Source organism: Kitasatospora sp. CB01950, from assembly GCF_001905465.1.
GTDB lineage: Bacteria > Actinomycetota > Actinomycetes > Streptomycetales > Streptomycetaceae > Kitasatospora.
This window is the reverse complement of the sequence record NZ_LISX01000016.1, coordinates 61,589-88,319: the sequence shown is the minus strand read 5'-3', so window position 1 is coordinate 88,319 and position 26,731 is coordinate 61,589. Positions and strand designations below refer to the sequence as shown.

Sequence of the window (26,731 nt, the reverse complement as noted above, 5' to 3'; positions counted from 1 at the left end):
GCCATGATCACCCAGCAGCCCCAGCCGTACGACCTGATCGGCGTCGGCATCGGCCCGTTCAACCTCTCGCTGGCCGCGCTCGCCGACCGGGCCGACACCGTCGGCGCGCTGTTCCTCGACGCCCGGCCCGAGTTCCGCTGGCACCCCGGCATGCTCGTGGACGGCGCCCGGATGCAGGTCCCGTTCCTCGCCGACCTGGTCTCGCTGGTCGACCCCACCAACCCGTGGTCGTTCCTCAACTACCTGCGCGAACAGCAGCGGCTGTTCCCGTTCTACTTCAGCGAACGCTTCCAGCTGGCGCGCCGCGAGTACGAGCACTACTGCCGGTGGGCCGCCGACCGGCTCCCCAACTGCCGCTTCGACAGCCCCGTCGACGCCGTCCACTGGGACGCCGAGGAGCGGCACTACCGGGTGCAGGCGGTCGGCCGGGAGTACCGCGCCCGGAACCTGGTGCTCGGCGTCGGCACCGAACCCGCCCGGCCCGAGGCGTTCGCGGCGCTGCGCCACCACCCCGCCGTGCTGCACTCGGCCGACTATCTGACGAACCGGCAGGATCTCGACCCCGCGCGGGACGTCACCGTGGTCGGCTCCGGCCAGTCCGGCGCCGAGGTGTTCCTCGACCTGCTGCGCCGGCACGCCGGCGACGGCACCCGGGTGCGCTGGCTCACCCGGACCAGGGCGCTCGCGCCGATGGAGTACTCCAAGCTCGGTCTGGAGCAGTTCACCCCCGACTACACCCGCTACTTCCACGGACTGTCCGAGCCCGTCCGGGACTCCCTGGTGCCCGCCCAGTGGCAGCTGCACAAGGCGGCCAGCGCGGAGACCCTCGCCGAGATCCACGATCACCTGTACGAGCGAACCGTGGGCCGCCCGATCGACGCGGAACCGGTCGAGATCCTCCCCGGCACCGCCGTCACCGAGGCCCGGCCCGGACCCTGCGGCCGGCTCGAACTGCACTGCCGGCACACCGACTCCGGCCGCCGCCACCTGGTCCGCACCGACGCCGTGGTGCTCGCCACCGGCTACCGGGCCCGCCGGCCCGCGCTGCTCGACCCGATCGCCGGGCTGATCGACTGGGACGCACAGGGCCGCTACCGGGTCGACCTCGACCACCGGGTCGCCACCCGGCCGGAACTCACCGGGGGTCTGTACGTCCAGAACGCCGAGTTGCACACTCACGGAGTCGGCACCCCGGACCTCGGGCTCGGCGCGCACCGTGCCGCCGTGATCCTGAACGCCGTCGCGGGCAAGACCCTGCACCCGCTGCCCCACCGCACCGCCTGGACCACCTTCGCACCCGAGCCCGCCACGGCCCCGGTGCTCCCGCGACCCCAGGAAGGGAACGAGCGTGCCGCAGCCGGCCGTTGACCCCGCACTCCACCTGCCGCCCCAGCTCACCACCGGGCACTGGCAGGCCGCCGCGCGCGCCATGCTGGCCAAGCTGCTCGGCGAGTTCGCCTACGAGGAGCTGCTGCACCCCCGTTCCGAGGGCGACCATTACCTGCTCGAACTCCCCGACGCCGCCTACCGGTTCACCGCCCGCCGGGGCGCCTACGGCAGCTGGCAGGTCGACCCGGCCTCGATAGTCGGTGGGGACGATCCGCTGCGCTTCCTCCAACAGGCCCGGCACACCCTGAAGTTGACCGGCGACACCACCGGCCACCTGGTCCGCGAACTCACCGCCACGCTGATCGCCGACGCCCACCTGCGGGCCACCGCGCTGACCGCAGCCGAACTCGCCGACCTCGACCACGTCGCCCTGGAGGGCCGACAGGCCGGGCACCCGTGGATCGTCGCCAACAAGGGCCGGATCGGCTTCTCCGCCACCGACGCGGCCGGCTGGGCCCCCGAGGCCCGGCTGCCGCGCACCCTGCCCTGGCTCGCGGTGCACAAGAACCTGGCCGCCTTCCGCGGCGACGAGACCATCTACGACACCGAACTCGACCCCGCGTTCCGCGCCCAACTCGGCGACCGCGCCGACGAGTTCTGGCTGCTGCCGGTGCACCCCTGGCAGTGGGACGAGACCGTGGTCGGCCTGTTCGCGCCGTGGATCGCCAGCGGCGAGATCGTCCCGCTGCCCAGCGACGGCGACCTGCGGCTGCCCCAGCAGTCCATCCGTTCGTTCTTCAACCTCAGCCGCCCCGACCGGTGCACCGTCAAACTGCCGCTCGCCATCCTCAACACCCTGGTCTGGCGCGGCCTGCCCACCGAACGCGCCCTCGCCGCGCCCGCCGTCACCGCCTGGATCCGGCGGCTGCGCGACCAGGACCCGTACCTGCGCGACGAATGCCGGGTGGTCCTGCTCGGCGAGATCGCCTCCGTCACCGTCGAGCACCCGCTGTACCGGGACCTGCCCGACGCGCCCTACCAGTACAAGGAACTGCTGGGCGCGATCTGGCGCGAACCCCTCGGCCGCCACCTCGACGAGGGCGAACGCGGCCGCACCCTGGCCGCGCTGCTGCAGACCGGCTCCGACGGGCGCGCGCTGACCGCCGAACTCGTCGCCCGCTCCGGCCTGGACGTCCGCGACTGGGTCGACCGGCTGTTCGCCGCGATGCTGCCGCCGCTGCTGCACTTCCTGTACCGGTACGGCCTGGTGTTCTCCCCGCACGGCGAGAACGCGATCATCGTCTTCGACGGGCAGGACGTGCCCGTCCGGCTCGCCGTCAAGGACTTCGTCGACGACGTCAACATCAGCGACCAGCCGCTGCCGGAACTCGCCGACCTGCCCGACGGCATCGGCGACGTCCTGCTGCGGGAGAACCCCGACTACCTGTGCCAGTTCCTGCACTCCGGGCTGTTCATCGGCGTCTACCGCTACCTCGCGCCGCTGCTGGAGGAGCACCTCGGCCTCCCCGAAGCCGAATTCTGGGAGCTGCTGCGCGAACGGGTGCTCGACTGCCAGCGCCGCTTCCCGGAACTCGTCGACCGGCACCGGCTGTTCGACCTGTTCGCGCCGCGGATCGACCGGCTCTGCCTGAACCGCAACCGGCTGCTGCTCGACGGCTACCGCGACCGGCCCGACCGGCCGCACGCCGCCGTGCACGGCCAGGTCGACAACCCGCTGCACAGCACCGCGCACCTCCCGGCCCAGGGGCACCGGATTGTCACCCCGGCCCCGTAGGCTGGGAAGGTCATGACGAACGACACCGCACCCCTGCCCGGCGGCCCGGACGCATCGGCGCCTCCCGCCCCCGCCTCCCCCGTCCCCGAGCTGCTGCACGCCGCCGTCACCGCCGTCGGCGGCGTGGAGCGGCCCGGGCAGGTCCGGATGGCCGAGGCGGTCGCCGCCGCCGTCGACGAGGGCGAACACCTCCTCGTCCAGGCCGGCACCGGCACCGGAAAGTCCCTCGCGTACCTGGTGCCCGCCCTCGCCCACGGCGACAACGTGGTGATCGCCACCGCGACGCTCGCCCTCCAGCGCCAGCTCGTCGAACGCGACCTGCCACGCACCGTCGACGCCCTGCACCCGACGCTGCGCCGCCGCCCGCTGTACGCGATGCTCAAGGGCCGCTCCAACTACCTGTGCCTGCATCGCGCCAACGAGGGCACCCCGAGCGACGAGGGCGAGGGCCTGTTCGACCCGGTCGACGCGCTCGGCGGGCCCGCCGGCAAGCTCGGCCAGGACGTGCTGCGGCTGCGCGACTGGGCCGGCGAGAGCGAGACCGGCGACCGCGACGACCTCACCCCGGGCGTCTCCGACAAGGCCTGGGCCCAGCTGTCCGTCACCTCCAAGGAGTGCCTGGGCGCCTCCCGGTGCGCCTACGGCCAGGAGTGCTTCGCCGAACAGGCCCGCGAACGCGCCAAGTTGGCGGACGTGGTGGTCACCAACCACGCGATGCTGGCGATCGACGCGATCGAGGGCGCGCCCGTCCTCCCCGAACACGGCCTGCTGATCATCGACGAGGCGCACGAGCTGGTGAACCGGGTCACCGGCGCCGCCACCGCCGAACTCACCGTCGGCGCGGTCAACCGGGCCGTCAAGCGCGCGGCCAAACTCGCCAACGAGAAGGCGGTGGACGCGCTGCAGGCCGCCGCCGAGAACTTCCACGGCCTGATGGAGACCGCGCAGCCCGGCCAGATCGAGGAACTCCCCGAGTACCTCGGCTACGCCGTCGCCGGCATCCGGGACGCCTGCCGCCAGGTGATCACCTCGCTCGGCGAGACCCGCGACAAGGGCCTCAGCGACGAGGACGCCGTCCGCAAGCAGGCGATGGCCTCCGCGGAGACCCTGCACGAGACGGCGGACCGGCTGCTCACCGGCTCCGAGTACGACGTCATCTGGATCGAACGCAGCGACCGCTTCGGCCTCGGCACCGCCTCGCTGCGGGTCGCGCCGCTGTCCGTCTCCGGGCTGCTGCGGGAGAACCTGTACAAGGACCGCTCGGTCGTCCTCACCTCCGCCACGCTCAAGCTCGGCGGTGACTTTCTCGGCGTCGCCGCGTCCCTCGGCCTGCCCGGCGAGACCAGGCTGCCCGACCACCGCACGCCCGACGGGCCGACCGCCGAGACCGGCGAGGACGCGCCGCCGTACTGGCGCGGGCTGGACGTCGGCTCCCCGTTCACCTACCCCAAGCAGGGCATCCTCTACGTCGCCAAGCACCTGCCGCCGCCCGGCCGGGAACCCGACCGGCCCGAGATGCTCGACGAACTCACCGAGCTGATCGGCGCCTCGGGCGGCCGCACCCTCGGCCTGTTCTCCTCGATGCGGGCCGCGCAGGCCGCGGCGGAGGCGCTGCGCGAGCGGCTGGACGTGCCGATCCTGCTCCAGGGCGAGGACACCCTCGGCGAACTCATCCGCGCCTTCGCCTCCGACGCGAAGACCTGCCTGTTCGGCACCCTCTCGCTCTGGCAGGGCGTCGACGTCCCCGGCTCGGCCTGCCAGCTCGTCGTCATGGACCGGATCCCCTTCCCACGCCCCGACGACCCGCTGATGAGCGCCCGCCAGAAGGACGTCGAGTCCCGCGGCGGCAACGGGTTCATGGCGGTCGCCGCGACCCACGCCGCGCTGCTGATGGCCCAGGGCGCCGGCCGCCTCGTCCGCGCGGCGGACGACCGCGGCGTCGTCGCCGTCCTCGACCCCCGCCTGGCGACGGCGCGGTACGGGAGCTTCTTCCGCTCCTCCATGCCGGACTTCTGGTACACCACCGACCGCAACCAGGTCCGCAGGTCGCTCTCCGCGATCGACGCCTCGGCTCCGCCGGTCAGGGCGCGCTGAGCAGGAGGCGCTGAGCAGGAGGCGCACAACCGGGGACGCGGGAGACTGCGCGGGCAACCACCCCCGAACGCAGAGATCGGCCCGAGGAGAGAACCTCTCTCCTCGGGCCGATCCGCAGAAGGTCAAAGCCGGCGGAGGACCGCCACGACCTTGCCGAGGATGGTCGCGTTGTCGCCGGGAATCGGCTCGTACGCCATGTTGTGCGGCATCAGCCAGATCTTCCCGTCCTCGCGCTTCAGGCGCTTCACCGTCGCCTCGCCGTCGATCATCGCCGCGACGATGTCCCCGTTCTCGGCGACCGGCTGGCGGCGGACGGTGACCCAGTCGCCGTCGCAGATCGCGGCGTCGATCATCGAGTCGCCCTTGACCGTGAGCGCGAACAGCTCGCCCTCGCCGACCAGTTGACGGGGCAGCGGGAAGACGTCCTCGACGGTCTGTTCGGCCAGGATGGGCCCGCCGGCGGCGATCCGGCCGACCAGCGGGACGTAGGAGGTGGAGGGCCGGCCGGAGGTCTCGGCCGCGGCGGGGCGGGCGACCTCGACGCCGCGGACCTCGTAGGCGCGCGGGCGGTGCGGGTCGCGGCGCAGGAAGCCCTTGCGTTCGAGGGCCATCAGCTGGTGGGCGACCGAGGAGGTGGAGGAGAGGCCGACGGCCTGGCCGATCTCGCGCATGGACGGCGGGTAGCCGCGACGCTGGACGGAATCCCGGATGACCTCGATGACGCGGCGCTGGCGATCCGTCAGGCCCGCTTCGTCGGTGCGGATGCCGGGGGGTCGGCCGGGGAGGGCGCGGACGACGGGGGTGGGCACACCGAGCGGGGACTCCTCGATCGGCTGACTACGGCTCATGGTCTGATCCATGCTCTCCTGGTCAGTGGTGCGCGCGGAACGCTCCTGCACCGGGATGGCGGTCTTGGCTTCGACGGTGTGCATGACGCTGGCGGCGCTGGGGGTGGACATCGCGGGCGACCCTCTCGACTGGTGCTCCAACTGCCCAGCTCAACTGGCACCCCTATCGAAAGGTTGCGCCAAACACACGTTCGAGTGAATTTATTCGAGGTTGCCTGACGTGATCAAGCCTCCGGGTGTAAGTCGATTGCATGTTCGACTCGAACAGTCTATGGGGTCCCGGTGCGCGGTGTCCTCGGCTCTCACCCGTTCGCCCGGCGTGGCGCAGCGTCCGCCACTAGATCTAGTGGCTAGTGTCCTCGATCGGGCACAGGTCTTGTGTTTCGCTTCGGGTAGAGTGGTGCGAGTCGTACGCCGTCGGGTCGCAGGGAGGGAGTTCCAGGTGCACTGCCCCTTCTGCCGGCATCCGGACAGCCGAGTCGTGGACAGCCGAGCCAGCGACGACGGCTGCTCGATCCGCCGCCGTCGGCAGTGCCCGGACTGCAGCCGCCGGTTCACCACCGTCGAGACCGCCACTTTGATGGTGATCAAGCGCAGTGGTGTCACCGAGCCCTTCTCCCGCGAGAAGGTGATCTCGGGTGTGCGCAAGGCCTGCCAGGGCCGCCCGGTCACCGAGGACGCGCTCGCCCAGCTCGGGCAGCGGGTCGAGGAGTGCGTGCGGGCCAGCGGCAGCGCCGAGCTCTCCACGCACGACGTGGGCCTGGCGATACTCGGCCCGCTCAAGGAGCTCGATGTGGTGGCGTACCTGCGGTTCGCCTCCGTCTACCGGGCGTTCGACAACCTCGAGGACTTCGAGGCCGCGATCGCGGAGCTGCGCTCCGAGCGGCCCGCGGCCCCCGTTCCGGTGCCCGTGCCGTAAGGCCGGGTTCCTTTCACGTTTCTTCATTCACATCACCGCAGTACCCGTGTGCCGTGGTCGGGCTTCCGCCTGCCCGCGCACCAGGAGAACGAACCAGTCGTGCCCGGACTTTTCAGGGCACTTCGGGCGTTTGCCCAGGAGGAGGAGAGCAAGGCATGACAGACACCACGAGTGGTTCCGCACGCGGGTCGAAGTCGGAGAAGGCCGCGAAGGGCGCCAAGGCGGCGAAGGGCGGCCTGCGGCTGGAGCGGATCTACACCACCCCTGGCGTTCACCCGTACGACGCGGTCACCTGGGAGCGCCGCGACGTCGTGATGACCAACTGGCGCGACGGGTCGATCAACTTCGAGCAGCGCGGCGTCGAGTTCCCCGACTTCTGGTCGGTGAACGCCGTGAACATCGTCACCAGCAAGTACTTCCGCGGCGCGGTCGGCACCCCGCAGCGCGAGTGGAGCCTGAAGCAGATCATCGACCGGGTGGTGCTGACCTACCGCGCCGCCGGTGAGAAGCACGGCTACTTCGCCTCCCCGGACGACGCCGAGATCTTCGAGCACGAGCTGACGCACGCCCTCCTCCACCAGGTGTTCAGCTTCAACTCGCCGGTCTGGTTCAACGTCGGCACCCAGCAGCCGCAGCAGGTCTCCGCCTGCTTCATCCTGTCCGTCGACGACTCCATGGAGTCGATCCTCGACTGGTACAAGGAAGAGGGCATGATCTTCAAGGGCGGCTCGGGCGCCGGCCTGAACCTCTCCCGGATCCGCTCCTCCAAGGAACTGCTCTCCTCCGGCGGCAACGCCTCCGGCCCGGTCTCCTTCATGCGCGGCGCCGACGCCTCGGCCGGCACCATCAAGTCCGGCGGCGCGACCCGCCGGGCCGCGAAGATGGTCGTCCTGGACGTCGACCACCCGGACGTCGAGGCCTTCATCGAGACCAAGGTGAAGGAGGAGGAGAAGATCCGCGCGCTGCGCGACGCGGGGTTCGACATGGACCTCGGCGGCGACGACATCGCCTCCGTCCAGTACCAGAACGCCAACAACTCGGTGCGCGTGAACGACGAGTTCATGACCGCGGTCGAGAACGGCACCGGCTTCGGCCTGCGCGGCCGGATGACCGGCGAGGTCATCGAGACCGTCGACGCCAAGGGCCTGTTCCGCAAGATGGCCGAGGCCGCGTGGGCCTGCGCCGACCCGGGCATCCAGTACGACTCGGTGATCAACCACTGGCACACCTGCCCCGAGTCGGGCCGGATCAACGCCTCCAACCCGTGCTCCGAGTACATGCACCTGGACAACTCCAGCTGCAACCTGGCCTCGCTGAACCTGATGAAGTTCCTCCGCGACGACGACACCTTTGACGCGGGGGCTTTCGCCAAGGTCGTCGAGCTGGTCATCACCGCGATGGACATCTCCATCTGCTTCGCCGACTTCCCGACCGAGAAGATCGGCGAGACCACCCGCGCCTACCGCCAGCTCGGCATCGGCTACGCCAACCTCGGCGCGCTGCTGATGGCGACCGGCCACGCCTACGACTCCGAGGGCGGCCGCGCCCTGGCCGGCGCGATCACCTCCCTGATGACCGGCACCGCCTACCGCCGCTCCGCCGAACTCGCCGGCGTGGTCGGCCCGTACGACGGCTACGCCCGCAACGCCGCCCCGCACCAGCGGGTGATGAAGCAGCACGCGGACGCCTCCGCCGCGGTCGCCCCGCTGGACGACCTGGACTCGCCGGTGTGGGCCGTCGCCAACGACGCCTGGTCGGACGTGGTCCGGCTCGGCGCGCAGCACGGCTTCCGCAACGCGCAGGCCTCGGTGCTCGCCCCGACCGGCACCATCGGCCTGATGATGGACTGCGACACCACCGGCGTCGAACCCGACCTCGCCCTGGTCAAGTTCAAGAAGCTGGTCGGCGGCGGCTCGATGCAGATCGTCAACGGCACCGTCCCGCGTGCCCTGAAGCGTCTCGGCTACCAGGACGAGCAGATCGAGGCGATCGTCGCGCACATCGCCGAGCACGGGAACGTCATCGACGCGCCCGGCCTGAAGGCCGCCCACTACGAGGTGTTCGACTGCGCGATGGGCGAGCGGTCGATCTCCCCGATGGGCCACGTGCGGATGATGGCCGCGATCCAGCCCTGGATCTCCGGCGCGATCTCCAAGACCGTCAACATGCCGGAGAACGCCACCGTCGAGGAGGTCGAGGAGATCTACTTCCAGGCCTGGAAGCTCGGCGTCAAGGCGCTGGCGATCTACCGCGACAACTGCAAGGTCGGTCAGCCGCTCTCGGCCAAGACCAAGGCCAAGACGCCCGTCGCGAAGCCGGTCGCCGCGCCCGCTCCCGCGGTGGAGAAGGTCGTCGAGTACCGCCCGACCCGCAAGCGCCTGCCCAAGGGCCGGCCCGGCATCACCACCTCCTTCACGGTCGGCGGCGCCGAGGGCTACATGACCGCCAACTCCTACCCGGACGACGGTCTCGGCGAGGTCTTCCTGAAGATGTCCAAGCAGGGTTCGACCCTCGCGGGCATGATGGACGCCTTCTCCATCGCCGTCTCGGTCGGCCTGCAGTACGGCGTCCCGCTGGAGACGTACGTCGCCAAGTTCACCAACATGCGCTTCGAGCCGGCCGGCCTGACCGACGACCCGGACGTGCGGATGGCGCAGTCCATCGTGGACTACATCTTCCGCCGCCTGGCCCTCGACTTCCTGCCGTTCGAGACCCGTTCCGCGCTCGGCATCCACTCCGTCGAGGAGCGCACCCGGCACCTGGAGACCGGCTCCTACGAGCCGATCGAGGAGGAGCTCGACGTCGAGTCCCTCGCCCAGTCCGCGCCGCTCGCCGCCGAGAAGCCGCACGTCGCCCTCCCGGTCGTCGAGCAGCCCAAGCCCGCGGCCGCCGCGCACAACTCCACGGAGCTCGCCGAGATCCGCCTCGGCCTGAACGCCGACGCGCCGCTCTGCTTCTCCTGCGGCACCAAGATGCGCCGCGCCGGCAGCTGCTACCTCTGCGAGGGCTGCGGCTCCACCAGCGGCTGCAGCTGACGCACTGTCACCGTGCAGTAGCGAGCAGGGCGTCGACCGTCAATTCGGTCGGCGCCCTGCGTCGTGTGCGGACACAATGCCGGGATGGACGACGCATCGAACAGCCGGCTGGAACTCCGCATCGAGGACGCCTCGGAGGGCCGGCGCCAGCTCCGGCTGCTGGTCGACGGGCGCGACCTGCTGGACGCCGGGTTCGCCCTCCCGATCGGCCCGGACCCGCGCTCGCTGCTCGGGCCGTACAGCCCGCTGCTGCCCGGCCCCGAGCCCGGAGAGGTGCGGCTCCATGTGGCGGCGTGTACTGAATACTGCTGCGGCGCCCTGTATATGACGGTGCGTCAGGAGAGTGGCGCCGTGGTCTGGGACGGCTGGCGCAACCCCGACCTCAAGGACCTCGACCTCCCGGCGTACCGGTTCGACGCCGCGCAGTACCTGGCGGAGCTCGACCGCGCCGGCACCGGGGTCGAGGACTGGCCCGCACGCGGCGTCGGACGCCTGGTGCAGGCCCAACTCGTCCGCCGGCCGGAGCTGTTGGCCGCCTGGGAGTGCGAGTTCGATGCCGTGTGGACCTGGCCCTCGGGCCCTGACCGGATCGACCTGACCTTCTTCTGGCGCCCGGCTGTGCCGGACCGCCTCGACGATTCGCCCTACCTGCAGTTCCAGGTCGAACTGACAGTCCCCGCCGGTGACCCGGTCGAACTGGCCGCCGACCTCGTCGACCGTCTCACCTCGGCGGACCCGTGCGCCCAGGGCCGGGTCTGCGGCGGCAGCCCCGCCTACGCGGAACAGCTCGGCCACCCCTGGCCGGAGGACATGTGACCGCAGAGTGACCGCGTTCCCCCGGGTGCGTGGGCCGGGCTGCCGGGGACGGGCGGCGCGGGCAGGCTGGGGGTGGAGATGGGGTGAGCGCGATGCGGCAGCTGGTGGTGACGGGCGGGACGGGGACGCTGGGGCGGGCCGTGGTGCGCCGGCTGCTGGCGCGGGGGTGCCCGGTGCGGGTGGTGAGCCGGCAGGCGCACACCCCGGGGGAGCACGGCTGGGCGGTCGCGGACCTGGTGACCGGGCGCGGGGTGGAGGCGGCGCTGGCGGGGGCCGGGACGGTGGTGCACTGCGCGACCACCAACGGCAAGCGGGACGTGGACGCCACCCGGCGGCTGGTCGCGGCGGCCCGGGAGGCCGGCGTCCCGCACCTGCTGTACGTGTCGATCGTCGGCGTGGACGCGGTGCCGCTCGGCTACTACCGGGCGAAGGCCGAGTGCGAGCGGCTGGTCGCCGACTCCGGTCTCGGCTGGACGGTGCTGCGGGCCACCCAGTTCCACGACCTGCTGGTGCGCATGCTGGACGGGCTGTCGAAGGCGCCGGTGCTGCTGCTGCCGCGCGGCGTGGCGTTCCAGCCGGTGGACGTGCGGGACGTCGCCGAGCGGCTGGCGGACCTCGCGGAGGCCGGGCCGGTCGGCCGGGCGGCGGACTTCGGCGGCCCGCAGGTGCGTCCGGTGGAGGCGCTGGCGCAGGAGTTCCTGCAGGCCAGGGGCCGCCGTCGGCCGGTCCTGCGGGTGCCGACGCCGGGCGGGGCGGTGAAGGCGCTGCGGGCGGGCGGGAACCTGGTGCCGGAGCACGCGGACGGGCGGATCACCTTCGCGGAGTACCTGGCGGAACGGTACTGATTTCTGTCAACCGGGGTTGACGGCCCCGATCGTGTCAACCTATGTTGACATCATGAGCGAGACGAGACAGCTCGCGGCCGACGCGAGCAGCGGCGACCCGGCCATCGGCCTGCGCGCCGTCCGGGCCCTGCGCGATCTGGCCGACCGGCTGGAGGAACTCCAGGTCGGCAACGCCCGCGGCAAGGGCTGGTCGTGGCACGACATCGCGGTCTGCCTGGGCGTCACCAGGCAGGCGGTGCACAAGAAGCACGCGCGGCGGACGACCGCCCGGGGAGGGGACTGAAATGTTCGAACGATTCGCGACGGAGGCCCGTCGCACGGTGACGCTGGCCGGCGACGAGGCGCAGCGGCTGGGCCACCGCCACCTGGGCACCGAGCACCTGCTGCTCGGCCTGCTGGCCCAGCCGCAGGATCCGGCCGCCCGGCTGCTCGGCCGCTTCGGCCTGGACCTGGAGGCCGGCCGGCTCGCGGTGGCCCGCGCGCTGGGCGGCCCGGACCCCGAGCATGACGGCGCCGCGCTGGCGGCGATCGGCATCGACCTGGCGGCGGTGCGCGAGGCCGTCGAGTCGACGTTCGGCCCGGGCGCGCTGGACGCCCCGCCGGCCGGCGGGCGCTCGCGGTGGAGCGGGCCGCGGTTCACCGACCGGGCCAAACGGGTGATGGCGCTGTCGCTGCGCGCCGCGGCCGACGGGCGGGTGCGGCGGATCGAGACCGGCCATCTGCTGCTCGGCCTGATCCGCGAGGGCGGCGGCACGGCGGTGCGACTGCTGCGCGAGCGGGGCGTCGACCTGGCGGCCCTGGAGCGGGACGCCGAGGCGCTGCCGACCGACGGCCGGGCGGCGGCCTCGTAGCACGGCGCGGTCACAACTGGGGTGCTGGTGGATGAAGGTCGAACGCGCTCCTTGGCGTGGGTCGGTCACTGGGTTAACGTCTTTGAGCCAGCGATCGGCTGGGTACACCCTTCATCTCCGGTACAGCGCAGTGTTGTTCGTCTTACGGCTGGCATGTCCATGCCCTTGCAAGGAGGACCGCATTGACCACCCCCGTGACCACTGGACGCCGGAGGCTGCTGGCCGTACCGGCAGTTCTGGCACTGGCACTGACAGCCGCCTGCTCCAACAGCTCCTCGTCCGGCGGCGGGGGCGGCTCGTCCGCCGCCGCGCTCACCGGTGACTGCGCCAAGTACCAGCCCTACGCGGGCCATTCGGGTACCAAGGTGTCGATGTACGCGTCGATCCTGGCGCCCGAGTCGGACTCGCTGGAGAAGTCCTGGGCCGACTTCAGCTCCTGCACCGGCATCAAGATCGTCTACGAGGGCTCCAACGACTTCGAGTCGCAGCTGCCGGTCCGGGTGGCCGGCGGCAACGCCCCCGACCTGGCGATCATCCCGCAGCCCGGCCTGCTCGCCCAGATGGTGAAGACCGGCAAGGTGGTCAAGCCCGCCCAGCAGACCGTCGACAACGAGAACAAGTGGTCGCCGATCTGGAAGACCTACGGGTCGGTCAACGGCACCTTCTACGCCGCGCCGATGAGCGCCAACATGAAGTCCCTGGTCTGGTACTCGCCGAAGGCCTTCAAGGCCGCCGGGTACGAAGTCCCCAAGACCTGGGCCGACCTGATGGCGCTCAGCGACAAGATCGCCAAGGCCGGGACGACGAAGCCCTGGTGCGGTGGCATCGGCTCCGGCACCGCCACCGGCTGGCCGGCCACCGACTGGCTGGAGGAGGTCGTCCTCGGCTCCTACGGCGGCGACGTCTACGACCAGTGGGTCAGCCACAAGGTGAAGTTCTCCGACGAGAAGATCACCACCGCGATGAAGACCGTCGCCGACTGGATGCAGAACCCGGCCTGGGTCAACGGCGGCTTCGGCGACGTCAAGTCGATCGCCACCACCACCTTCCAGGACGCCGGCACGCCGATCCTCAGCAACAAGTGCGCGATGCTCCAGCAGGCGTCCTTCTACCGGGCGCAGTGGCCCAAGGGCACCGCCATCGGCCCCGACGGCGACGTCTTCGCCTTCCACCTGCCCGCGGTGAACCCGCAGGTCACCAGCCCGGTCGAGGGCGGCGGCGAGTTCGCCGCCGCGTTCTCCGACCGGCCCGAGGTGCAGGCCGTGCAGAACTACCTGTCCAGCTCCGACTGGGCGAGCAGCCGGGTCAAGGTCTCGCCCGGCTGGGTGTCCGCCAACCAGGGCGTCGACAAGAGCCTCTACACCGACCCGATCGACAAGCTGTCGGCCGAGTCGCTGACCGACCCGACGGCCACCTTCCGCTTCGACGGGTCCGACCTGATGCCCGCCGCGGTCGGCGCCGGCGCCGAATGGAAGGCGCTCACCGCCTGGTTCGCCGAGGGCCAGTCGATCCAGAAGACCGCCGCCGACATCGACGCCGCCTGGCCGCAGTAGGCCGAGGCCCCCGGGCAGCGCGGGCGGGCGGTCCTGCCCGCGCTGCCCTCCCCATGCCCCGAGCCACAACGTCCTGAGATCCCACAGGTCTTGAGGAAGGACCCCTGCGCATGCCCACCGACACCCGGCTCGCCGGGCCGGCGCTCCAGCTCGCGGACTCGCTCTGGCAGGACGCGGCAGTCAAGTTCGGCAACACCGGTGCCGCCGTGCTGGGCTTCGTCGGCGTCCTGCTGGCCGTGTTCTACGCGGCCGGCCGCGCCACCGGACGCCTCTCCCGGCCGCTGGCGATCGTGCTGATGCTCGGCCCGGCGATCGTGCTGCTGCTCACCGGCCTGGTGGTGCCGCTGCTGCGCACCGTCGTGCTGAGCTTCCTGGACGCCGACGGCGCGAAGTTCGTCGGCGGGAAGAACTACGGTTGGGCGCTGACCAGTTCACCCATCCACGGGGTGCTGCTGAACACCCTGCTGTGGCTGGTCGTCGCCCCCCTCACGGCCACCGGACTCGGCCTCGCGCTGGCCCTGATGGTGGACCGGATGCGCGGGCAGGCGGTCTGGAAGTCGCTGATCTTCATGCCGATGGCGGTCTCCCTGGTGGCCGCCTCGATCGTCTTCAAGCTGGTGTACGAGTCGCGCGGCAGCGGGCAGAGCCAGGTCGGCCTGCTCAGCCAACTCGCCGTCGCGGTCGGCTGGGACGACCCGCCGAACTGGATCCTGTCCCAGCCGCTGAACAGCTTCCTGCTGATGGCCGTCCTGGTCTGGGTGCAGACCGGCTTCGCCATGGTGGTGCTGTCCGCCGCCATCAAGGCCATCCCGGACGAGATCACCGAGGCCGCCCGGCTCGACGGGGCCACCGGCCTGCGGCTGTTCCGGCACGTCACCGTGCCGATGATCCGCACCACGCTGGTGGTGGTGCTCACCACAATCATGATCATCACACTGAAGGCCTTCGACATCGTCCGCACCATGACCGGCGGCAACTTCGGCACCCAGGTGCTCGCCAACGAGATGTACTCGCAGAGCTTCGAGCAGTACAACTACGGCCGAGGCAGCGCCCTCGCGGTGATCCTGTTCCTCGCGGTGGCCCCGCTGGTGGTCTACAACATCGCCCTGCTGCGCAAGGAGCGTGCGACCCGATGAGCGCCCAGCCCACCCTCGCCCCCACCACGGCCGCGAAGCCCGAACTGCCGCCCGCGAAGGCCGTCCGACGGTCCTTCAGCAGCCCGCTGGCGAGCATCCTGGTGGTCGCCGTCACCGCGCTGTGGACGCTTCCGACCGTCGGCCTGCTGGTCACCTCGCTGCGACCCAAGGGCGACGTCGCCTCCACCGGCTGGTGGGAGGCGTTCGTCCACCCCGACCTCGGGCTGGAGAACTACCGGTCGGTGCTGTTCGACAACTCCTTCGGCACCTCCGGCGGCCTGATGCCGTACCTGGTCAACTCGGTGGCGATCAGCATCCCCGCCACCGTGTTCCCGCTGGTGCTGGCCGCGATGGCGGCGTACGCGCTGGCCTGGGTGCGGTTCAAGGGAAGCGACACGCTGTTCTTCGTGATCTTCGCGCTGCAGATCGTGCCGCTGCAGATGGCGCTGATCCCGCTGCTGCGGCTGTTCTCCGGCGGTGCGCACCTCGGCTCGGTGACGGTGATCCCGGCGCTCAACCTGAAGGACACCTACCTGCCGGTGTGGCTGACCCACACGATGTTCGCGCTGCCGCTGGCGATCTTCCTGCTGCACAACTTCATCGCCCAGCTGCCCCGCGACCTGATGGAGGCCGCCGTGGTGGACGGCGCCTCGCACTTCAAGATCTTCCGCTCGATCGTGCTGCCGCTGAGCGCCCCCGCGCTGGCCTCGTTCGCCATCTTCCAGTTCCTGTGGGTGTGGAACGACCTGCTGGTTGCGCTCACCTTCGCCGGCGGCAACCCGACGGTCGCGCCGATGACCTCCCGACTCGCCCAGCTGTCCGGCTCCAACGGCAGCCGCTGGGAACTGCTGTCCGCGGGCGCCTTCCTGTCGATCATCGTGCCGCTGGCGGTGTTCTTCGCGCTCCAGCGCTACTTCGTCCGCGGGCTGCTCGCCGGATCGGTGAAGGGCTGAGCGGTCGGTGAAGGGCTGTTCGGCAGGGTTGGGCGGTCGGTCGGAGGGCTGTCGGACAGGGCTGGGCGGTCGTTCAACTGTTGAACACGACGGAGTGTGTTGAAGGTGTGCAGACAAACCGGTCGGATGCGGAGCATTCGCGTTCGAGTTGGCCGGAAGTCGTGGCTGTGATGTGAGGGTTCTGCGGACGCGCCGGGGTCGGAGCCGATAGGACGGAGGGCGGCACTTCTGCCGTTCATCCGGTCATCCGACCTTGGGGGGTTGGCGTTGAGGTTCAGAAAACGACTCGCCGGGCTGCTCGTTGCCCTGCTCGCATCCACCGGACTGATGGCGGCGCCCGCGGCACACGCGGCGACCGCCGTACTCGGCAACAACACGACCGGCACCGCCACCGACTCCGGTGACTCCAACTACATCAACACCTCGCGCTTCGTGACCGGCTCCAGCGGCGGAGCCGTCAACAGCGTCAGCGTGTACGTGGGCGCCGTCGGCGCCACGCCCAACGACCAGTACCAGGTCGCGGTGTACGGCGACGTCGCCGGCAAGCCCGGCCCGCTGCTCGGCTCCTCCGCATCGGGCACGCTCACCGCGCACTCCTGGAACACCCTGCCGGTCACCGCGACCCTTGCGCCCAACACGCCCTACTGGCTGGCGTACAACTCCAACGGCGTCTCCGCGGCGGTCAACAACCTCAACTACGCCAGCGGCGGCCAGAGCGGCTACTCCACCGGCGGCCAGGCCTTCGGCACCTGGCCCAGCAGCTTCGGCGCCGTCTCCACCGGCAGCCTCAACTACTCCATCTACGCCACCTACACCCCGTCCGGCGGCGGCAGCACCACGCCCGGCAGCGGCCCCGGCAACGAAGGCCCGATCCTGCTGGTCACCGACCCGGCCAACCCGTACACCTCGTACTACGGCGAGATCCTCAAGGCCGAGGGCCTGAACTACTACAAGACCGCCGACCTGAGCACCGTCACCTCCACCACGCTCGCCTCGTACGACGTGGTGCTGCTCGCGGAGAACCAGCTGACGGCCGCCCAGACCACCATGTTCACCACCTGGGTCAACGGCGGCGGACGGCTCGTCGCGATGCGGCCCGACAAGCAGCTCGCCGGGCTGCTCGGCCTCACCGCCACCACCGACACGCTGGCCGACTCCTACCTGAAGATCGATACCACGGCCGCGCCCGGCACCGGACTGACCTCCGACACCATGGGCTACCACGGCACCGCGGACAAGTACACGCTGAACGGCGCCACCGCCGTTGCCACCCTGTACAGCGACACCGCCGTCGCCACCACCAACCCGGCCGTCACGCTGCGCACCGTCGGCACCGGCCAGGCCGCCGCGTTCACCTTCGACCTCGCCAGGTCCGTCGTGCAGACCCGCCAGGGCAACATCGCCTGGGGCGGCCAGCAGCGCGACAACGTGGACGGCATCGAGGCCAGCGAGATGTTCTTCGGCACCGGCGGACAGCTCAACTGGAACAACCTCGACAAGGCGCAGATCCCGATCGCCGACGAGCAGCAGCGCCTGCTCGGCAACCTGGTCACCACCATGGACGCCGCCAAGAAGCCGCTGCCGAAGTTCTGGTACTTCCCCCGCGACGTCAAGGCCGTCGTCGTGATGACCGGTGACGACCACGGCATCGGCGGCACCACCGGGCGCTTCGACGGCTACATCGCGCAGAGCCCGACCGGCTGCAACGTCGCCAACTGGGAGTGCGTGCGCGCCTCGTCCAACGTCTACGCCAGCGGGCCGATGACCGACGCCCAGGCCAAGGCCTACTCCGACCAGGGCTTCGAGATCAGCACCCACATCACCACCAACTGCACGCCGTGGGGCGCCCCCACCGACCTGGCGAACGTCTACACCACCCAGCTCGCCGCCTGGAAGGCCAAGTACCCCTCGCTGCCCAACCCGGACAGCACCCGCACCCACTGCGTCGAGTGGGACGACTGGGCCACCCAGGCCAAGACCAAGCTCGCCAACGGCATCCGGCTGGACACCGATTACTACTACTACCCGGGCAGCTTCGTGCAGGACCGGCCCGGCTACTTCAACGGCACCGGCCTGCCGATGAAGTACGCGGACACCAACGGCGCGACCATCAACGAGTACCAGGCCACCACCCAACTCACCGACGAGTCCGGGCAGTCCATGCCCAGCACCGTCAACACGCTGCTGGACAACGCGTACAACGCCAAGGGCTACTACACCGTCCTGACCGCCAACATCCACACCGACTACGCGGCGTCCACCGCGTCCGACCAGGTCGTCGCCTCGGCCAAGGCGCACGGCACGCCCGTGGTCTCCGGCCGCCAGCTGCTGAACTGGCTGGACTTCCGCAACGGTTCGGCGTTCTCCGGGATGGCGTGGAGCGCGAACACGCTGAGCTTCAGCATCACCGGCGGCGCCAACGGCCTGCGGGCCATGGTCCCGGTCAACTCGGCGGGCGGCACCCTCACCGGCATCAAGCAGGGCGCCACCACCGTCAACTACCGGATCGAGACCATCCACGGCATCACCTACGCGTTCTTCGACGGCAACGTCGGCTCCTACACGGCCACGTACGGCACCGACACCGTCGCGCCGACCGTCACCGGCTCCGTGCCGGCCAACGGTGCCACCGGCGTCGCCGCCACCGCTCCGGTGAAGGCCTCCTTCAGCGAGCCGGTCCAGGCGGCAACCGTCACCGCCGCCAACGTCACCCTGAAGACCACCACCGGTGGCACCGCGGTGGCCGGCACCGTCGCGCTGGACTCCGCGACCAACACCGTCACCTTCACCCCGAACGCCGCGCTCTCGCTCAACACCGGCTACACGCTGAGCGTCGCCAACGTGAAGGACCTGGCGGGCAACACCCAGACGGCGGCCTACACCGCGGCCTTCACCACCGCCGGCGCGCCGCCGCAGACCATCGGCAACAACGCCGTCGGCACCCTGCTCGACGACACCAACTCCAACCACCTCAACGGCTCGAAGATCACCACTGGGGCCGCGCCGATCGCGCTCACCTCGCTGAACGTGCACATCGGCCAGACCAGCGCCTCGCCCAACAATCAGTTCCAGATCGCCGTCTACAGCGACAACGGCGGCTCGCCGGACGCCCTGCTGGCCACCAGCTCGGTCGGCTCGCTGAGCGCCAACGCCTGGAACACCGCCTCCATCAGCTACACCCTGGCCGCCAACACCACGTACTGGCTGGTCTACAACTCCAACGGCACCAGCTCCACCGTCAACAACATGCACTACAGCTCCGGACCCGCCGGGTCCGGCGTCTACAGCAGCGCGAGCGTGCCGTTCGGCACCTTCCCCGCGAGCTTCGGAACCGCTGTGAAGGACAACCTCGTGTACTCGCTGTACGGGGCCTACTGATCGGCCTGGTCGGCCTGGTCGGCCTGATCGGTTCTGCCCGGTCGGGCTCTGCTTGATCGGGCTCTGCTCCACCCCTGCCGGGGCGGTCTGTGTCACAACTCTGTGACCAAGCCGCCCCGGCGGCTTTTTGAACCTGTTCAGAAATGGGTCTACGGTTCTAGAGTCACCGGCACGACCAGGCATGCGACTGGCCGAAAACCTTCGCATGCCCGCATTCTGAGGGGGTTTCATGTCGCAGTCGTCCGACTCCAGCGGCACCAGCGACACCAGCGGCGCCGCCGGATCCGGCGGACAGCCGCCGGCCGGGGCGGGTGCGCACGGGGCGCCCCCGGCGGGGCAGGGTGCGAGCGGGGCGTCGGCGCCGGCCGACCCGTTCAGGGTCCCTCCGGGAGCGGCAGGAGCGGCAGGAACGGCGTGGGTGACGGGGACGGCTGCGCGGCCGGGGGCGTTCGGGAAGGGGACGCCGGTGGGGGGCGCTGCGTCGGGACCGGCGGGACCGGCGGGCCCGGCCGGCCCGGCGGGCCCGGTGGGTGCCAACCCGTACCAGTACCGGCCGCAGCAGCCGCTGCCCGAACCGGAGTGGCTGCGGCCCAGCAAGGCCCGGGCCGCCGCGCCCGCCAGGCTGCGGGTGCTGGCGGCGGCGGGTGTGTCCGGGCTGGTCAGCGCGGCCGTGCTCGGTGACGGGATCGGCGTCAACCTGCTGCTCTGCGCCCTCGCGGCCGCCGTCGGTGCGGCGATGACCGCGCTGGGCACCGGGCGGCGGATCAAGCCCTGGCACCTGACCTTCGCCGTGGCCGCGCTGCTGCTCTGCCTGGTGCCGGCCGTCAGCGGCTCGGGCGGGGCGGCGACGCTCGCCGTGATCGCCGCGATCTGCGTCGGCTCGCTCACCCTGCACGGCGGCACCCGCTGGGTCGGCGTCGCGATGGGATCGATAGGACTCTGGGCGCACTTCTTGCCCGGACTCGCCTGGGGTTTCCGGGCGCTGAAGGACCGCCGCTTTCCGGCCAAGGCACGCCTCGGACAGGTGGTGAAGGCCGCCGGGGTCTCGCTGCTGCTGCTGGTGGTCTTCGGCGCGCTGTTCGCCGGCGCCGACTCCACCGTCGCCGACCTGCTGGGCCACCTCGTCCCCTCGGTGGAGCCGGGGGAGACCCCGCTGCGCTTCGTGTTCTTCGTCGGCGGAGCGGTACTGGCGCTGGGCGCCGCGCACACCGCCGCCGCCCCGCGCCGCTGGGACCGCACCAGGACGTCCGCCGGCAAGGAACGCGGACGCCTGGAGTGGGCGATGCCGCTGGCGGTGATGAACCTGCTGTTCGGCACCTTCGTGGTGGTACAGCTGGTGGTGCTGATCGGCGGCCACGGCTCGATCATGCGCCGCACCGGGATGACCCCCGCCGCGTACGCCCGCCAAGGCTTCTGGCAACTGCTCTGGATCGCCGTGCTCACCCTCCTGGTCGTCGCGCTCGCCAAGTACTGGGCGCCGCGCAGCACTCCGGGGGACCGGCGGCTGGTCAAGGTGATGCTCGGCATGCTCTGCACCCTCACCCTCGTCGTGGTCGGCACCGCCTTGGTCCGCATGAGCCTGTACATGGATGCCTTCGGACTCACCCGCCTGAGGGTCAACGTCGCCGCCGTGGAGATCTGGCTCGGGCTGGTCTTCCTGATGGTGCTGTTCGGTTCGGTGCTCTCCACCCGACGCTGGCTGCCCCGTGCGGTGGTGCTCAGCGCCGCCCTCGCCGTGGCACTGTTCGGCCTGCTGCGGACCGACGGGCTGATCGCCGAGCAGAACGTCGACCGCTACCGCACCTCTGCGGCCCACCTCGACATCAACTACCTGCGCGGCCTCTCCGTCGACGCCGTGCCCGCCCTCGACCGGCTGCCCGACGACCTGCGCACCTGTGCCCTCCAGCCCATCGCCGCCGAGCTGGCGAACGAGCCCGCGCCCTCCTGGTACGCCATCAGCCGGGCCGAGGCCCGCGCCCGGGAGATCCTCGCGGCGCACCCGGTGACCTGGGACGGCGGCCAGGCCTGCCGGCGGGCCGGACTGCTCGACGGGCGGAGCGAGTACCGCTGACCGTTGGCTCCGGCGGCGGCCGGCCGTTGGCGGTCGGCTGCTGCTGGTTGCTGGTTGCTGGTTGCTGGCGGAGGGTGGGGGAGGGTGGGGTCCCGCCTCCACCCTCCGGGTGTGTCAGCCCGCTCGGCGGGGCGTCATATCGCCATTCCGGCAGGGGCCTCGGCGGGCAGGTCCGAGGCCTTCGCCTTGACCACGAACAGCGCGGACAGCAGCGCGGCCACCGAGAACGCCACGCCCACCACGAAGGCGTGCGAGACGGCGTACGCCAGCACCTCGTCGGCCCACGTGCTGCCGGGCGGGAAGGCCTGATGCTGCTGGGCGTACTGCAGCTCGGCCGGGCCTGCGTGGGCGAGGAAGTCCGGCTGTCGGCGGTTGCCCTCGGAGGTGGCGGCCTTGGCGAAGACCGTGGTGAGTATCGACAGGCCGACCGAACCGCCGATCTGCTGCACCGAGTTGAGCAGGCCCGAGGCGGCGCCCGTCTCGTGTGCCGCGACCCCGGAGACCGCCATCAGCATCACCGGGACGAATATCAGGCCCATGCCGAAGCCGAAGGTGACCGTCGGGCCGAGCACGCCCAGCGGGTAGCTGCTGTGCACGTCCGTCCGGGTCAGCCAGCTCAGCCCGACCGTCACCAGGACGCTGCCGGTGGCGAGGAACGGCTTGGGCCCGAACCTGGTCTGGAGGGCTGAGGCGAGCTGCGCGGCGACGATGATCGCGGCGCTGATCGGCAGGAAGGCCACACCCGCCTTGAGCGCGCTGTAGCCGAGCACGCGCTGAACGAAGAGCGTGACGTAGAAGAAGATGCCGAACATGGCCGCCGTCAGGCAGAGCATCATGATCAGGCCGCCGGCGCGGTTGCGGCTCCGCAGCAGCCGCAGCGGGGTGATCGGTTGCGCGGTGCGCTGCTCGATGACCGTGAACGCGACCAGCAGGGCCGCGCCGACGGCGAACGAGGCGATCGTCACGCCGTTGCCCCAGCCGGCCTTCGGATCCGCGGCGTGGATGAACCCGAACACCAGGCTGAGCAGGCCGACGGTGGAGGTGAGGGCACCGGGCAGGTCGAAAGCGCCCGGGCGCCGTTCGGACTCGCTGATCCAGCGCGGCGCGGCGACGGCGATCAGCACGGCGATCGGCACGTTCACGAAGAACACCCAGCGCCAGTTCAGGTACTCCGTGAGCACACCGCCGGCCAGCAGGCCTATCGCCGCGCCCGACCCGGCCACCGCCGAGAAGACGCCGAAGGCCCGGTTCCGCTCCGGCCCCTCCCGGAAGTTGGTGGCGATCAGCGCGAACGCCGTCGGCGAACAGATCGCGCCGCCGATGCCCTGCAGCGCACGGGCGGCGAGCAGCATGCCGCCGTTCTGCGCGAAACCGCCGAGCAACGAGGCCAGGCCGAACAGCAGCACGCCCACGACGAACACCCGGCGGCGGCCGAGGATGTCGCCGGCCCGGCCGCCCAGCAGCAGCAGGCCGCCGAACGTCAGGGTGTAGGCGTTGATCACCCAGGACAGGTTGGTGGTGGAGAATTTCAACGCGTCCTGGATGTGCGGAAGCGCGATGTTCACGATGGTCGCGTCGAGGACGACCATGAGCTGTGTGGCCGCGATGACCGTGAGCGTGATGCCCTTGCGCTGGTCGCGACCGGCCCCCGCCGGAGCCGACTTGCTGAGCATGTCGGAGATAGCCACTGTTGTGCCCCCTGCCGGCTACTGCTATCGGTTGCTGGCTCGGTAAAGTGCTCGATGGTGCGAATAGTGAACGGTGCCGTTCACTGTGGGGGACATTAGGCGGCGCCGATAGTGAACGCAACCGTTTTTTAGGGTGGATGACGATGGATCAGCCGGACCTGCGACGATCGGCCGACGGCCCCGCGGAGGGAGCCCCGCTGCGCAGGCGTGGCAAGGCGCTGGAGACCGCGATCCTCGAGGCCGCGCTCGACCAGCTCACGTCCGGCGGGTTCGCCCGGATGACGATGGAGGGCGTGGCCGGCGCTGCGCAGACCGGCAAGGCCGCGCTCTACCGGCGCTGGGCCTCCAAGGCCGACCTGGTGATGGACGCCCTGGTCGCCGCCATGCCGCCGCCCGCCGACATCCCCGACCTCGGCTCCGCGGAGGCCGAACTGCGGCACGTCGTCCAGGGCTACATCGTGGTGCTGAACTCCCGGATCGGTGCCGCCGTCCGGAGCCTGATGGGCGAACTCGACCACGAGCGCGCCGAGTTCTTCAAGGGCTTCCTGCACGAGCGGGTGGTCGAGCCGACCACCGGCGGCATCCTCGGCATCCTCCGGCGCGGCGAGGCCCGGGGAGACGTCCGCCGCGGCGCCGCGGTGGCGACGGTCGCCGATGTGATGCCGGCGATGCTGCTGTACCGGGCCAAGTTCTGCGCGGGGGCGTTCGACGAGGAGTTCGGCGAGGACCTGCTCGAACAGGTGCTGCTGCCGATGATCCGGCCGTAGCGCTGCGCGGGGCGAGCCCCGGTGCGGGTCGGCCTCCGGCGCGGCGGGGTGCTCGGGCAGGCTGGGTAGGTCGAGCGGGCGGGTCGAGCGGGCGGGTCGAGCGGGCGGGCCGGGAGGGCTGTCCGGGCAGGCTGGGCGGGTTGGACTGTCCGGGTGGCGGCGTACGCTGAAAGGAGCCGGGAGCGCCCTCGGGCGCGGGCTCGGTCGAAGCCCTGTCCAGCGAAGGAACCCCGATGCCGTACGACCCCCCGACCCACTCGGTCGAGCGCTCCCTGCGCCGGGCCGGAGCCCGCCTGGTGGTCGGGCTGGACGAGGTGGGCCGCGGGGCCTGGGCCGGACCGGTCATGGTCGGCGCCGCCGTCACCGGGCTGCGCCGCCCCCCGGAGGGCCTCACCGACTCAAAGCTGCTCACCGAGCGGCGCCGGGAGGCGCTCGTCCCGATCCTGGAGGACTGGGTGACCGCCTACGCGATCGGCGCCGCCTCGCCCCGGGAGTGCGACGACCTCGGCATGACCGCCGCGCTGCGGCTGGCCGCCGTCCGCGCCCTGGAGGCGCTGCCGGTGCAGCCCGACGCGGTGATCCTGGACGGCAAGCACGACTACCTGGGCGGCCCGTGGCGGGTCCGCACGGTGATCAAGGGCGACCAGTCGTGCGTCTGCGTCTCCGCCGCCTCCGTGCTGGCCAAGGTCCGACGGGATACGCTGATGGCCGAACTCGGCGTGGACCACCCGGCGTTCGCGTTCGAGGAGAACGCCGGATACCCCTCGCCGACCCACCGCGCGGCGCTGGAGGAGCTCGGCCCGACCGAGCACCACCGCCTGTCCTGGGCGTACATGGACGCCCTGCCGCGCTGGAGCCACCTCAAGCGGCAGCGCACTTCGGCCGACACCGGCGAACAGCTCTCGCTCGGATTCTGAGCGCCCCTCGGCGCCGCGCGACGCGCCCTCGGGGCGGAAACGCGCCCTCACGCAGTCGAACAATCCGATGGTTCGCCATGACTTTCGAGCGACCCCTGGGAGTCCTGGGGGCTGCCAAATCCGCTGTTTCTGACGGTTCGTCATCATTCATCCACCCGTCGCTCGGGCGCTGTTGCATGCCCGTGCACGAACGGCCGGACTTTCAAGTGGTGGGGTGCCCGTGCGCATCCGACCGGCATTTGATAGGAATCCGGGTATGCCTGTCTTCCCCGAGGAGCCGGAGATTCACGAGACGATCCCGGGCCCCGGCGTTCCCCTTCCTCACAAGTCGGACGCACCCGCCCCCCGTATGCCTTCCTCCACCGCCGTTGCCGCTCAGGTCCCGGGCCCTCGCCCCGGCCCGCCGCGCCCCGTTCCGCCCCGCGCGGACCGCCCGATTCCCGGTCAGCGGCCCGCACCCCGGCCCAAGCCCGGCCCCGCGCCGCGCCCCGGCCGGCCGACCGTCCAACTCCTGCCTGTCGCCGCGACCGAGGCCCTCGACCGGGCCGAGGAAGCAGTCGACGCGCTGCTGGAGTCCGGCCGTCGCCCCGGCGACGTGCTGGTCCTGACGGTCGGTGCCGCGCACCCCTGGCAGGACCACGAGCGCAGCTTCGGCGAGGAGCACTACTGGGCTCAACTCGCCGACAGCAGCGACGTGTTCTACGCCGACGCCGCCACGAACCGGACGCTGCGCCGTGACGTGGTGGTGCTGGTGGTCAACGAGAACCATGCGGAGCGGGCGGCCGCTGCGGCGCGCAAGGCGCTGGAGCGGGCCGCGAAGCTGCTGGTGGTCTGCGGCGAGACGGACATCGTCGCCCCGCTGTTCGCCTGACCGCCGGTTCGTCGCACCGGTCCGGCTCCGCCCACGGGCGGAGCCGGGGCCTTGCCGTGCGCCGATACTGTTCCGGTGCAACGGGGTTGGGGCTGCGAGGTGCCGGGTCGGTCAGTCGGCCGACCGGTCGATCTGTCGCTTCGGTGTGCGGGTTGTCGTGGGTGGACGACCGTTCAGCGGGCGGCAGTTCGGCGGATCGTCCGGCTGTCACGGCCGCTCTCCAGGGCGCGGACCGTGTCCAGCGAGGTGACCGGGGCGACCGGTGGCTCCGTCGGTGCAGCTCGTTCGGGCCCGGTGCCCGGCGGAGTGCGCGGCGGCAGTTCGGTGACGGTGTGGATCGGGCCGAGGGCCCACGATCCGGAGTGCGGGTTGCGCCCGTGCCGGCCGTCGCCGAGCGACAGCCAACCGGCCGGGGTGAGCGTCAGGTACGAGCCGCAGCGCAGTCCGTGCAGTTCGGCGGCGGCGCGCAGTGCCCACATCCAGGCCCCGTCCTGCTCGTTCCAGTCCGGCCTGCCGTCGCGGCAGCGCAACAGGACGGCGGTGCGGCTCGGGGATATCCGCTTCAGGTCGTGCGGGGTGACTCGGCGGAGGTGGCCGAGCAGCGCGTTGCGGTGGTCCCAGCCGTCGCTGAACTGCGGGCGCACGCCGAAGGACGCCGAAGCCACGACCCGGTGCCCGGGGTCGAGCACCGCCACCACTGTGGTGCCGGGCTGCGGGAGGTGCCGCTGGTGAAGCTCGGTGACGAACTCCCGGGGTGCGTGAAGGAGGGGCACATCGAGGCGCTCCCACTCCTGCAGGGTGATGGTCCGGCGGCCGTCGTATTGGGAAGGACCTTGGTCGATGCCATTGATCACGATCCTCCTTC

General features: G+C 71.2%; 20 protein-coding genes. 17 read left to right on the top strand and 3 right to left on the bottom strand.

The features are described 5' to 3' along the window. The first annotated feature begins 3 nt into the window (after positions 1 to 3). The 3 genes from AMK19_RS29825 to AMK19_RS29815 are packed head-to-tail and all read left to right on the top strand — an operon-like array spanning position 4 to position 5,218. Positions 4 to 1,368 carry a lysine N(6)-hydroxylase/L-ornithine N(5)-oxygenase family protein gene (locus AMK19_RS29825; RefSeq protein WP_073817548.1) on the top strand — a complete coding sequence of 455 codons (1,365 nt, stop codon included), beginning with the start codon at positions 4 to 6 and terminating at the stop codon, positions 1,366 to 1,368. Continuing rightward, positions 1,349 to 3,124, top strand: coding sequence for an IucA/IucC family protein (locus AMK19_RS29820; RefSeq protein ID WP_073817544.1), 1,776 nt, complete (start codon positions 1,349 to 1,351; stop codon positions 3,122 to 3,124). Before AMK19_RS29825 ends, AMK19_RS29820 begins: the two co-directional genes overlap by 20 nt. Before the next feature lie 12 nt (positions 3,125 to 3,136). Beyond that, positions 3,137 to 5,218 carry an ATP-dependent DNA helicase gene (locus AMK19_RS29815; protein WP_241844647.1) on the top strand — a complete coding sequence of 694 codons (2,082 nt, stop codon included), beginning with the start codon at positions 3,137 to 3,139 and terminating at the stop codon, positions 5,216 to 5,218. Positions 5,219 to 5,340: 122 nt separating this feature from the next. Here the strand turns inward: AMK19_RS29815 and lexA are convergent, their stop codons facing one another. After that, on the bottom strand, positions 5,341 to 6,066 hold the full coding sequence (gene lexA / locus AMK19_RS29810; protein ID WP_143200471.1) for a transcriptional repressor LexA: 726 nt from the start codon (positions 6,064 to 6,066) through the stop codon (positions 5,341 to 5,343). A 442-nt stretch (positions 6,067 to 6,508) separates the two neighbouring features. On the opposite strand from lexA, the gene nrdR reads away from it, so the two are divergent. From nrdR to AMK19_RS29755, 11 genes are all read left to right on the top strand, one after another. Further along, positions 6,509 to 6,985: a transcriptional regulator NrdR gene (gene nrdR / locus AMK19_RS29805; RefSeq protein WP_043909810.1), complete on the top strand. Its 477-nt coding sequence runs from the start codon at positions 6,509 to 6,511 to the stop codon at positions 6,983 to 6,985. 155 nt (positions 6,986 to 7,140) lie between these two features. After that, positions 7,141 to 10,020 carry a vitamin B12-dependent ribonucleotide reductase gene (locus AMK19_RS29800; RefSeq protein WP_073817541.1) on the top strand — a complete coding sequence of 960 codons (2,880 nt, stop codon included), beginning with the start codon at positions 7,141 to 7,143 and terminating at the stop codon, positions 10,018 to 10,020. 84 nt (positions 10,021 to 10,104) lie between these two features. Then, positions 10,105 to 10,836, top strand: coding sequence for a hypothetical protein (locus tag AMK19_RS29795; RefSeq protein WP_073817538.1), 732 nt, complete (start codon positions 10,105 to 10,107; stop codon positions 10,834 to 10,836). A gap of 92 nt (positions 10,837 to 10,928) precedes the next feature. Beyond that, on the top strand, positions 10,929 to 11,681 hold the full coding sequence (locus tag AMK19_RS29790) for an SDR family oxidoreductase (protein WP_073817702.1): 753 nt from the start codon (positions 10,929 to 10,931) through the stop codon (positions 11,679 to 11,681). Positions 11,682 to 11,733: 52 nt separating this feature from the next. Continuing rightward, on the top strand, positions 11,734 to 11,964 hold the full coding sequence (locus AMK19_RS29785) for an RNA polymerase subunit sigma-70 (protein WP_073817535.1): 231 nt from the start codon (positions 11,734 to 11,736) through the stop codon (positions 11,962 to 11,964). Between the two features lies 1 nt (position 11,965). After that, positions 11,966 to 12,532 (top strand): Clp protease N-terminal domain-containing protein, encoded by a 567-nt coding sequence (locus AMK19_RS29780; protein WP_073817531.1) that lies wholly within the window; start codon positions 11,966 to 11,968, stop codon positions 12,530 to 12,532. Positions 12,533 to 12,714: 182 nt separating this feature from the next. Next, the gene (locus AMK19_RS29775) at positions 12,715 to 14,085 is read left to right on the top strand and encodes an ABC transporter substrate-binding protein (RefSeq protein ID WP_073817527.1); all 1,371 of its coding nucleotides are present in this window, start codon (positions 12,715 to 12,717) and stop codon (positions 14,083 to 14,085) included. A 110-nt stretch (positions 14,086 to 14,195) separates the two neighbouring features. Next, positions 14,196 to 15,221 (top strand): carbohydrate ABC transporter permease, encoded by a 1,026-nt coding sequence (locus AMK19_RS29770; protein ID WP_073817524.1) that lies wholly within the window; start codon positions 14,196 to 14,198, stop codon positions 15,219 to 15,221. Continuing rightward, complete coding sequence (locus AMK19_RS29765) at positions 15,218 to 16,174, top strand: carbohydrate ABC transporter permease (protein WP_073817520.1); 957 nt, start codon at positions 15,218 to 15,220, stop codon at positions 16,172 to 16,174. The genes AMK19_RS29770 and AMK19_RS29765 overlap by 4 nt, the downstream gene beginning before the upstream one ends. Before the next feature lie 327 nt (positions 16,175 to 16,501). Then, positions 16,502 to 19,552, top strand: a complete 3,051-nt coding sequence (locus tag AMK19_RS38310) for an Ig-like domain-containing protein (RefSeq protein WP_073817517.1) — start codon at positions 16,502 to 16,504, stop codon at positions 19,550 to 19,552. A gap of 526 nt (positions 19,553 to 20,078) precedes the next feature. Further along, on the top strand, positions 20,079 to 21,623 hold the full coding sequence (locus AMK19_RS29755; RefSeq protein WP_073817513.1) for a DUF4153 domain-containing protein: 1,545 nt from the start codon (positions 20,079 to 20,081) through the stop codon (positions 21,621 to 21,623). Between the two features lie 134 nt (positions 21,624 to 21,757). Here the strand turns inward: AMK19_RS29755 and AMK19_RS29750 are convergent, their stop codons facing one another. Beyond that, positions 21,758 to 23,311: an MFS transporter gene (locus tag AMK19_RS29750; RefSeq protein ID WP_443135054.1), complete on the bottom strand. Its 1,554-nt coding sequence runs from the start codon at positions 23,309 to 23,311 to the stop codon at positions 21,758 to 21,760. Positions 23,312 to 23,454: 143 nt separating this feature from the next. On the opposite strand from AMK19_RS29750, the gene AMK19_RS29745 reads away from it, so the two are divergent. The 3 genes from AMK19_RS29745 to AMK19_RS29735 all read left to right on the top strand — a co-directional run bounded on the left by AMK19_RS29745 (position 23,455) and on the right by AMK19_RS29735 (position 25,866). Next, positions 23,455 to 24,078 carry a TetR/AcrR family transcriptional regulator gene (locus AMK19_RS29745; protein WP_073817504.1) on the top strand — a complete coding sequence of 208 codons (624 nt, stop codon included), beginning with the start codon at positions 23,455 to 23,457 and terminating at the stop codon, positions 24,076 to 24,078. Positions 24,079 to 24,311: 233 nt separating this feature from the next. Next, the gene (locus tag AMK19_RS29740; protein ID WP_073817501.1) at positions 24,312 to 24,995 is read left to right on the top strand and encodes a ribonuclease HII; all 684 of its coding nucleotides are present in this window, start codon (positions 24,312 to 24,314) and stop codon (positions 24,993 to 24,995) included. A gap of 349 nt (positions 24,996 to 25,344) precedes the next feature. Continuing rightward, the gene (locus tag AMK19_RS29735) at positions 25,345 to 25,866 is read left to right on the top strand and encodes a hypothetical protein (RefSeq protein WP_338015824.1); all 522 of its coding nucleotides are present in this window, start codon (positions 25,345 to 25,347) and stop codon (positions 25,864 to 25,866) included. Positions 25,867 to 26,039: 173 nt separating this feature from the next. On the opposite strand, the gene AMK19_RS29730 is transcribed toward AMK19_RS29735, so the two are convergent. After that, positions 26,040 to 26,720: a hypothetical protein gene (locus AMK19_RS29730; protein WP_073817493.1), complete on the bottom strand. Its 681-nt coding sequence runs from the start codon at positions 26,718 to 26,720 to the stop codon at positions 26,040 to 26,042. Between the last annotated feature and the right edge of the window lie 11 nt (positions 26,721 to 26,731).

Bases quoted from the DNA above. Each gene is read 5' to 3' on its own strand.
- AMK19_RS29740 (WP_073817501.1), top strand. From the start codon at position 24,312: ATGCCGTACGACCCCCCGACCCACTCGGTCGAGCGCTCCCTGCGCCGG.
- AMK19_RS29815 (WP_241844647.1), top strand. From the start codon at position 3,137: ATGACGAACGACACCGCACCCCTGCCCGGCGGCCCGGACGCATCGGCG.
- AMK19_RS29735 (WP_338015824.1), top strand. From the start codon at position 25,345: ATGCCTTCCTCCACCGCCGTTGCCGCTCAGGTCCCGGGCCCTCGCCCC.
- lexA (WP_143200471.1), bottom strand. From the start codon at position 6,066: ATGAGCCGTAGTCAGCCGATCGAGGAGTCCCCGCTCGGTGTGCCCACC.
- AMK19_RS29795 (WP_073817538.1), top strand. From the start codon at position 10,105: ATGGACGACGCATCGAACAGCCGGCTGGAACTCCGCATCGAGGACGCC.
- AMK19_RS29800 (WP_073817541.1), top strand. From the start codon at position 7,141: ATGACAGACACCACGAGTGGTTCCGCACGCGGGTCGAAGTCGGAGAAG.
- AMK19_RS29785 (WP_073817535.1), top strand. From the start codon at position 11,734: ATGAGCGAGACGAGACAGCTCGCGGCCGACGCGAGCAGCGGCGACCCG.
- AMK19_RS29780 (WP_073817531.1), top strand. From the start codon at position 11,966: ATGTTCGAACGATTCGCGACGGAGGCCCGTCGCACGGTGACGCTGGCC.
- AMK19_RS29765 (WP_073817520.1), top strand. From the start codon at position 15,218: ATGAGCGCCCAGCCCACCCTCGCCCCCACCACGGCCGCGAAGCCCGAA.
- AMK19_RS29825 (WP_073817548.1), top strand. From the start codon at position 4: ATGATCACCCAGCAGCCCCAGCCGTACGACCTGATCGGCGTCGGCATC.
- AMK19_RS29790 (WP_073817702.1), top strand. From the start codon at position 10,929: ATGCGGCAGCTGGTGGTGACGGGCGGGACGGGGACGCTGGGGCGGGCC.
- AMK19_RS29745 (WP_073817504.1), top strand. From the start codon at position 23,455: ATGGATCAGCCGGACCTGCGACGATCGGCCGACGGCCCCGCGGAGGGA.
- AMK19_RS38310 (WP_073817517.1), top strand. From the start codon at position 16,502: ATGGCGGCGCCCGCGGCACACGCGGCGACCGCCGTACTCGGCAACAAC.
- AMK19_RS29770 (WP_073817524.1), top strand. From the start codon at position 14,196: ATGCCCACCGACACCCGGCTCGCCGGGCCGGCGCTCCAGCTCGCGGAC.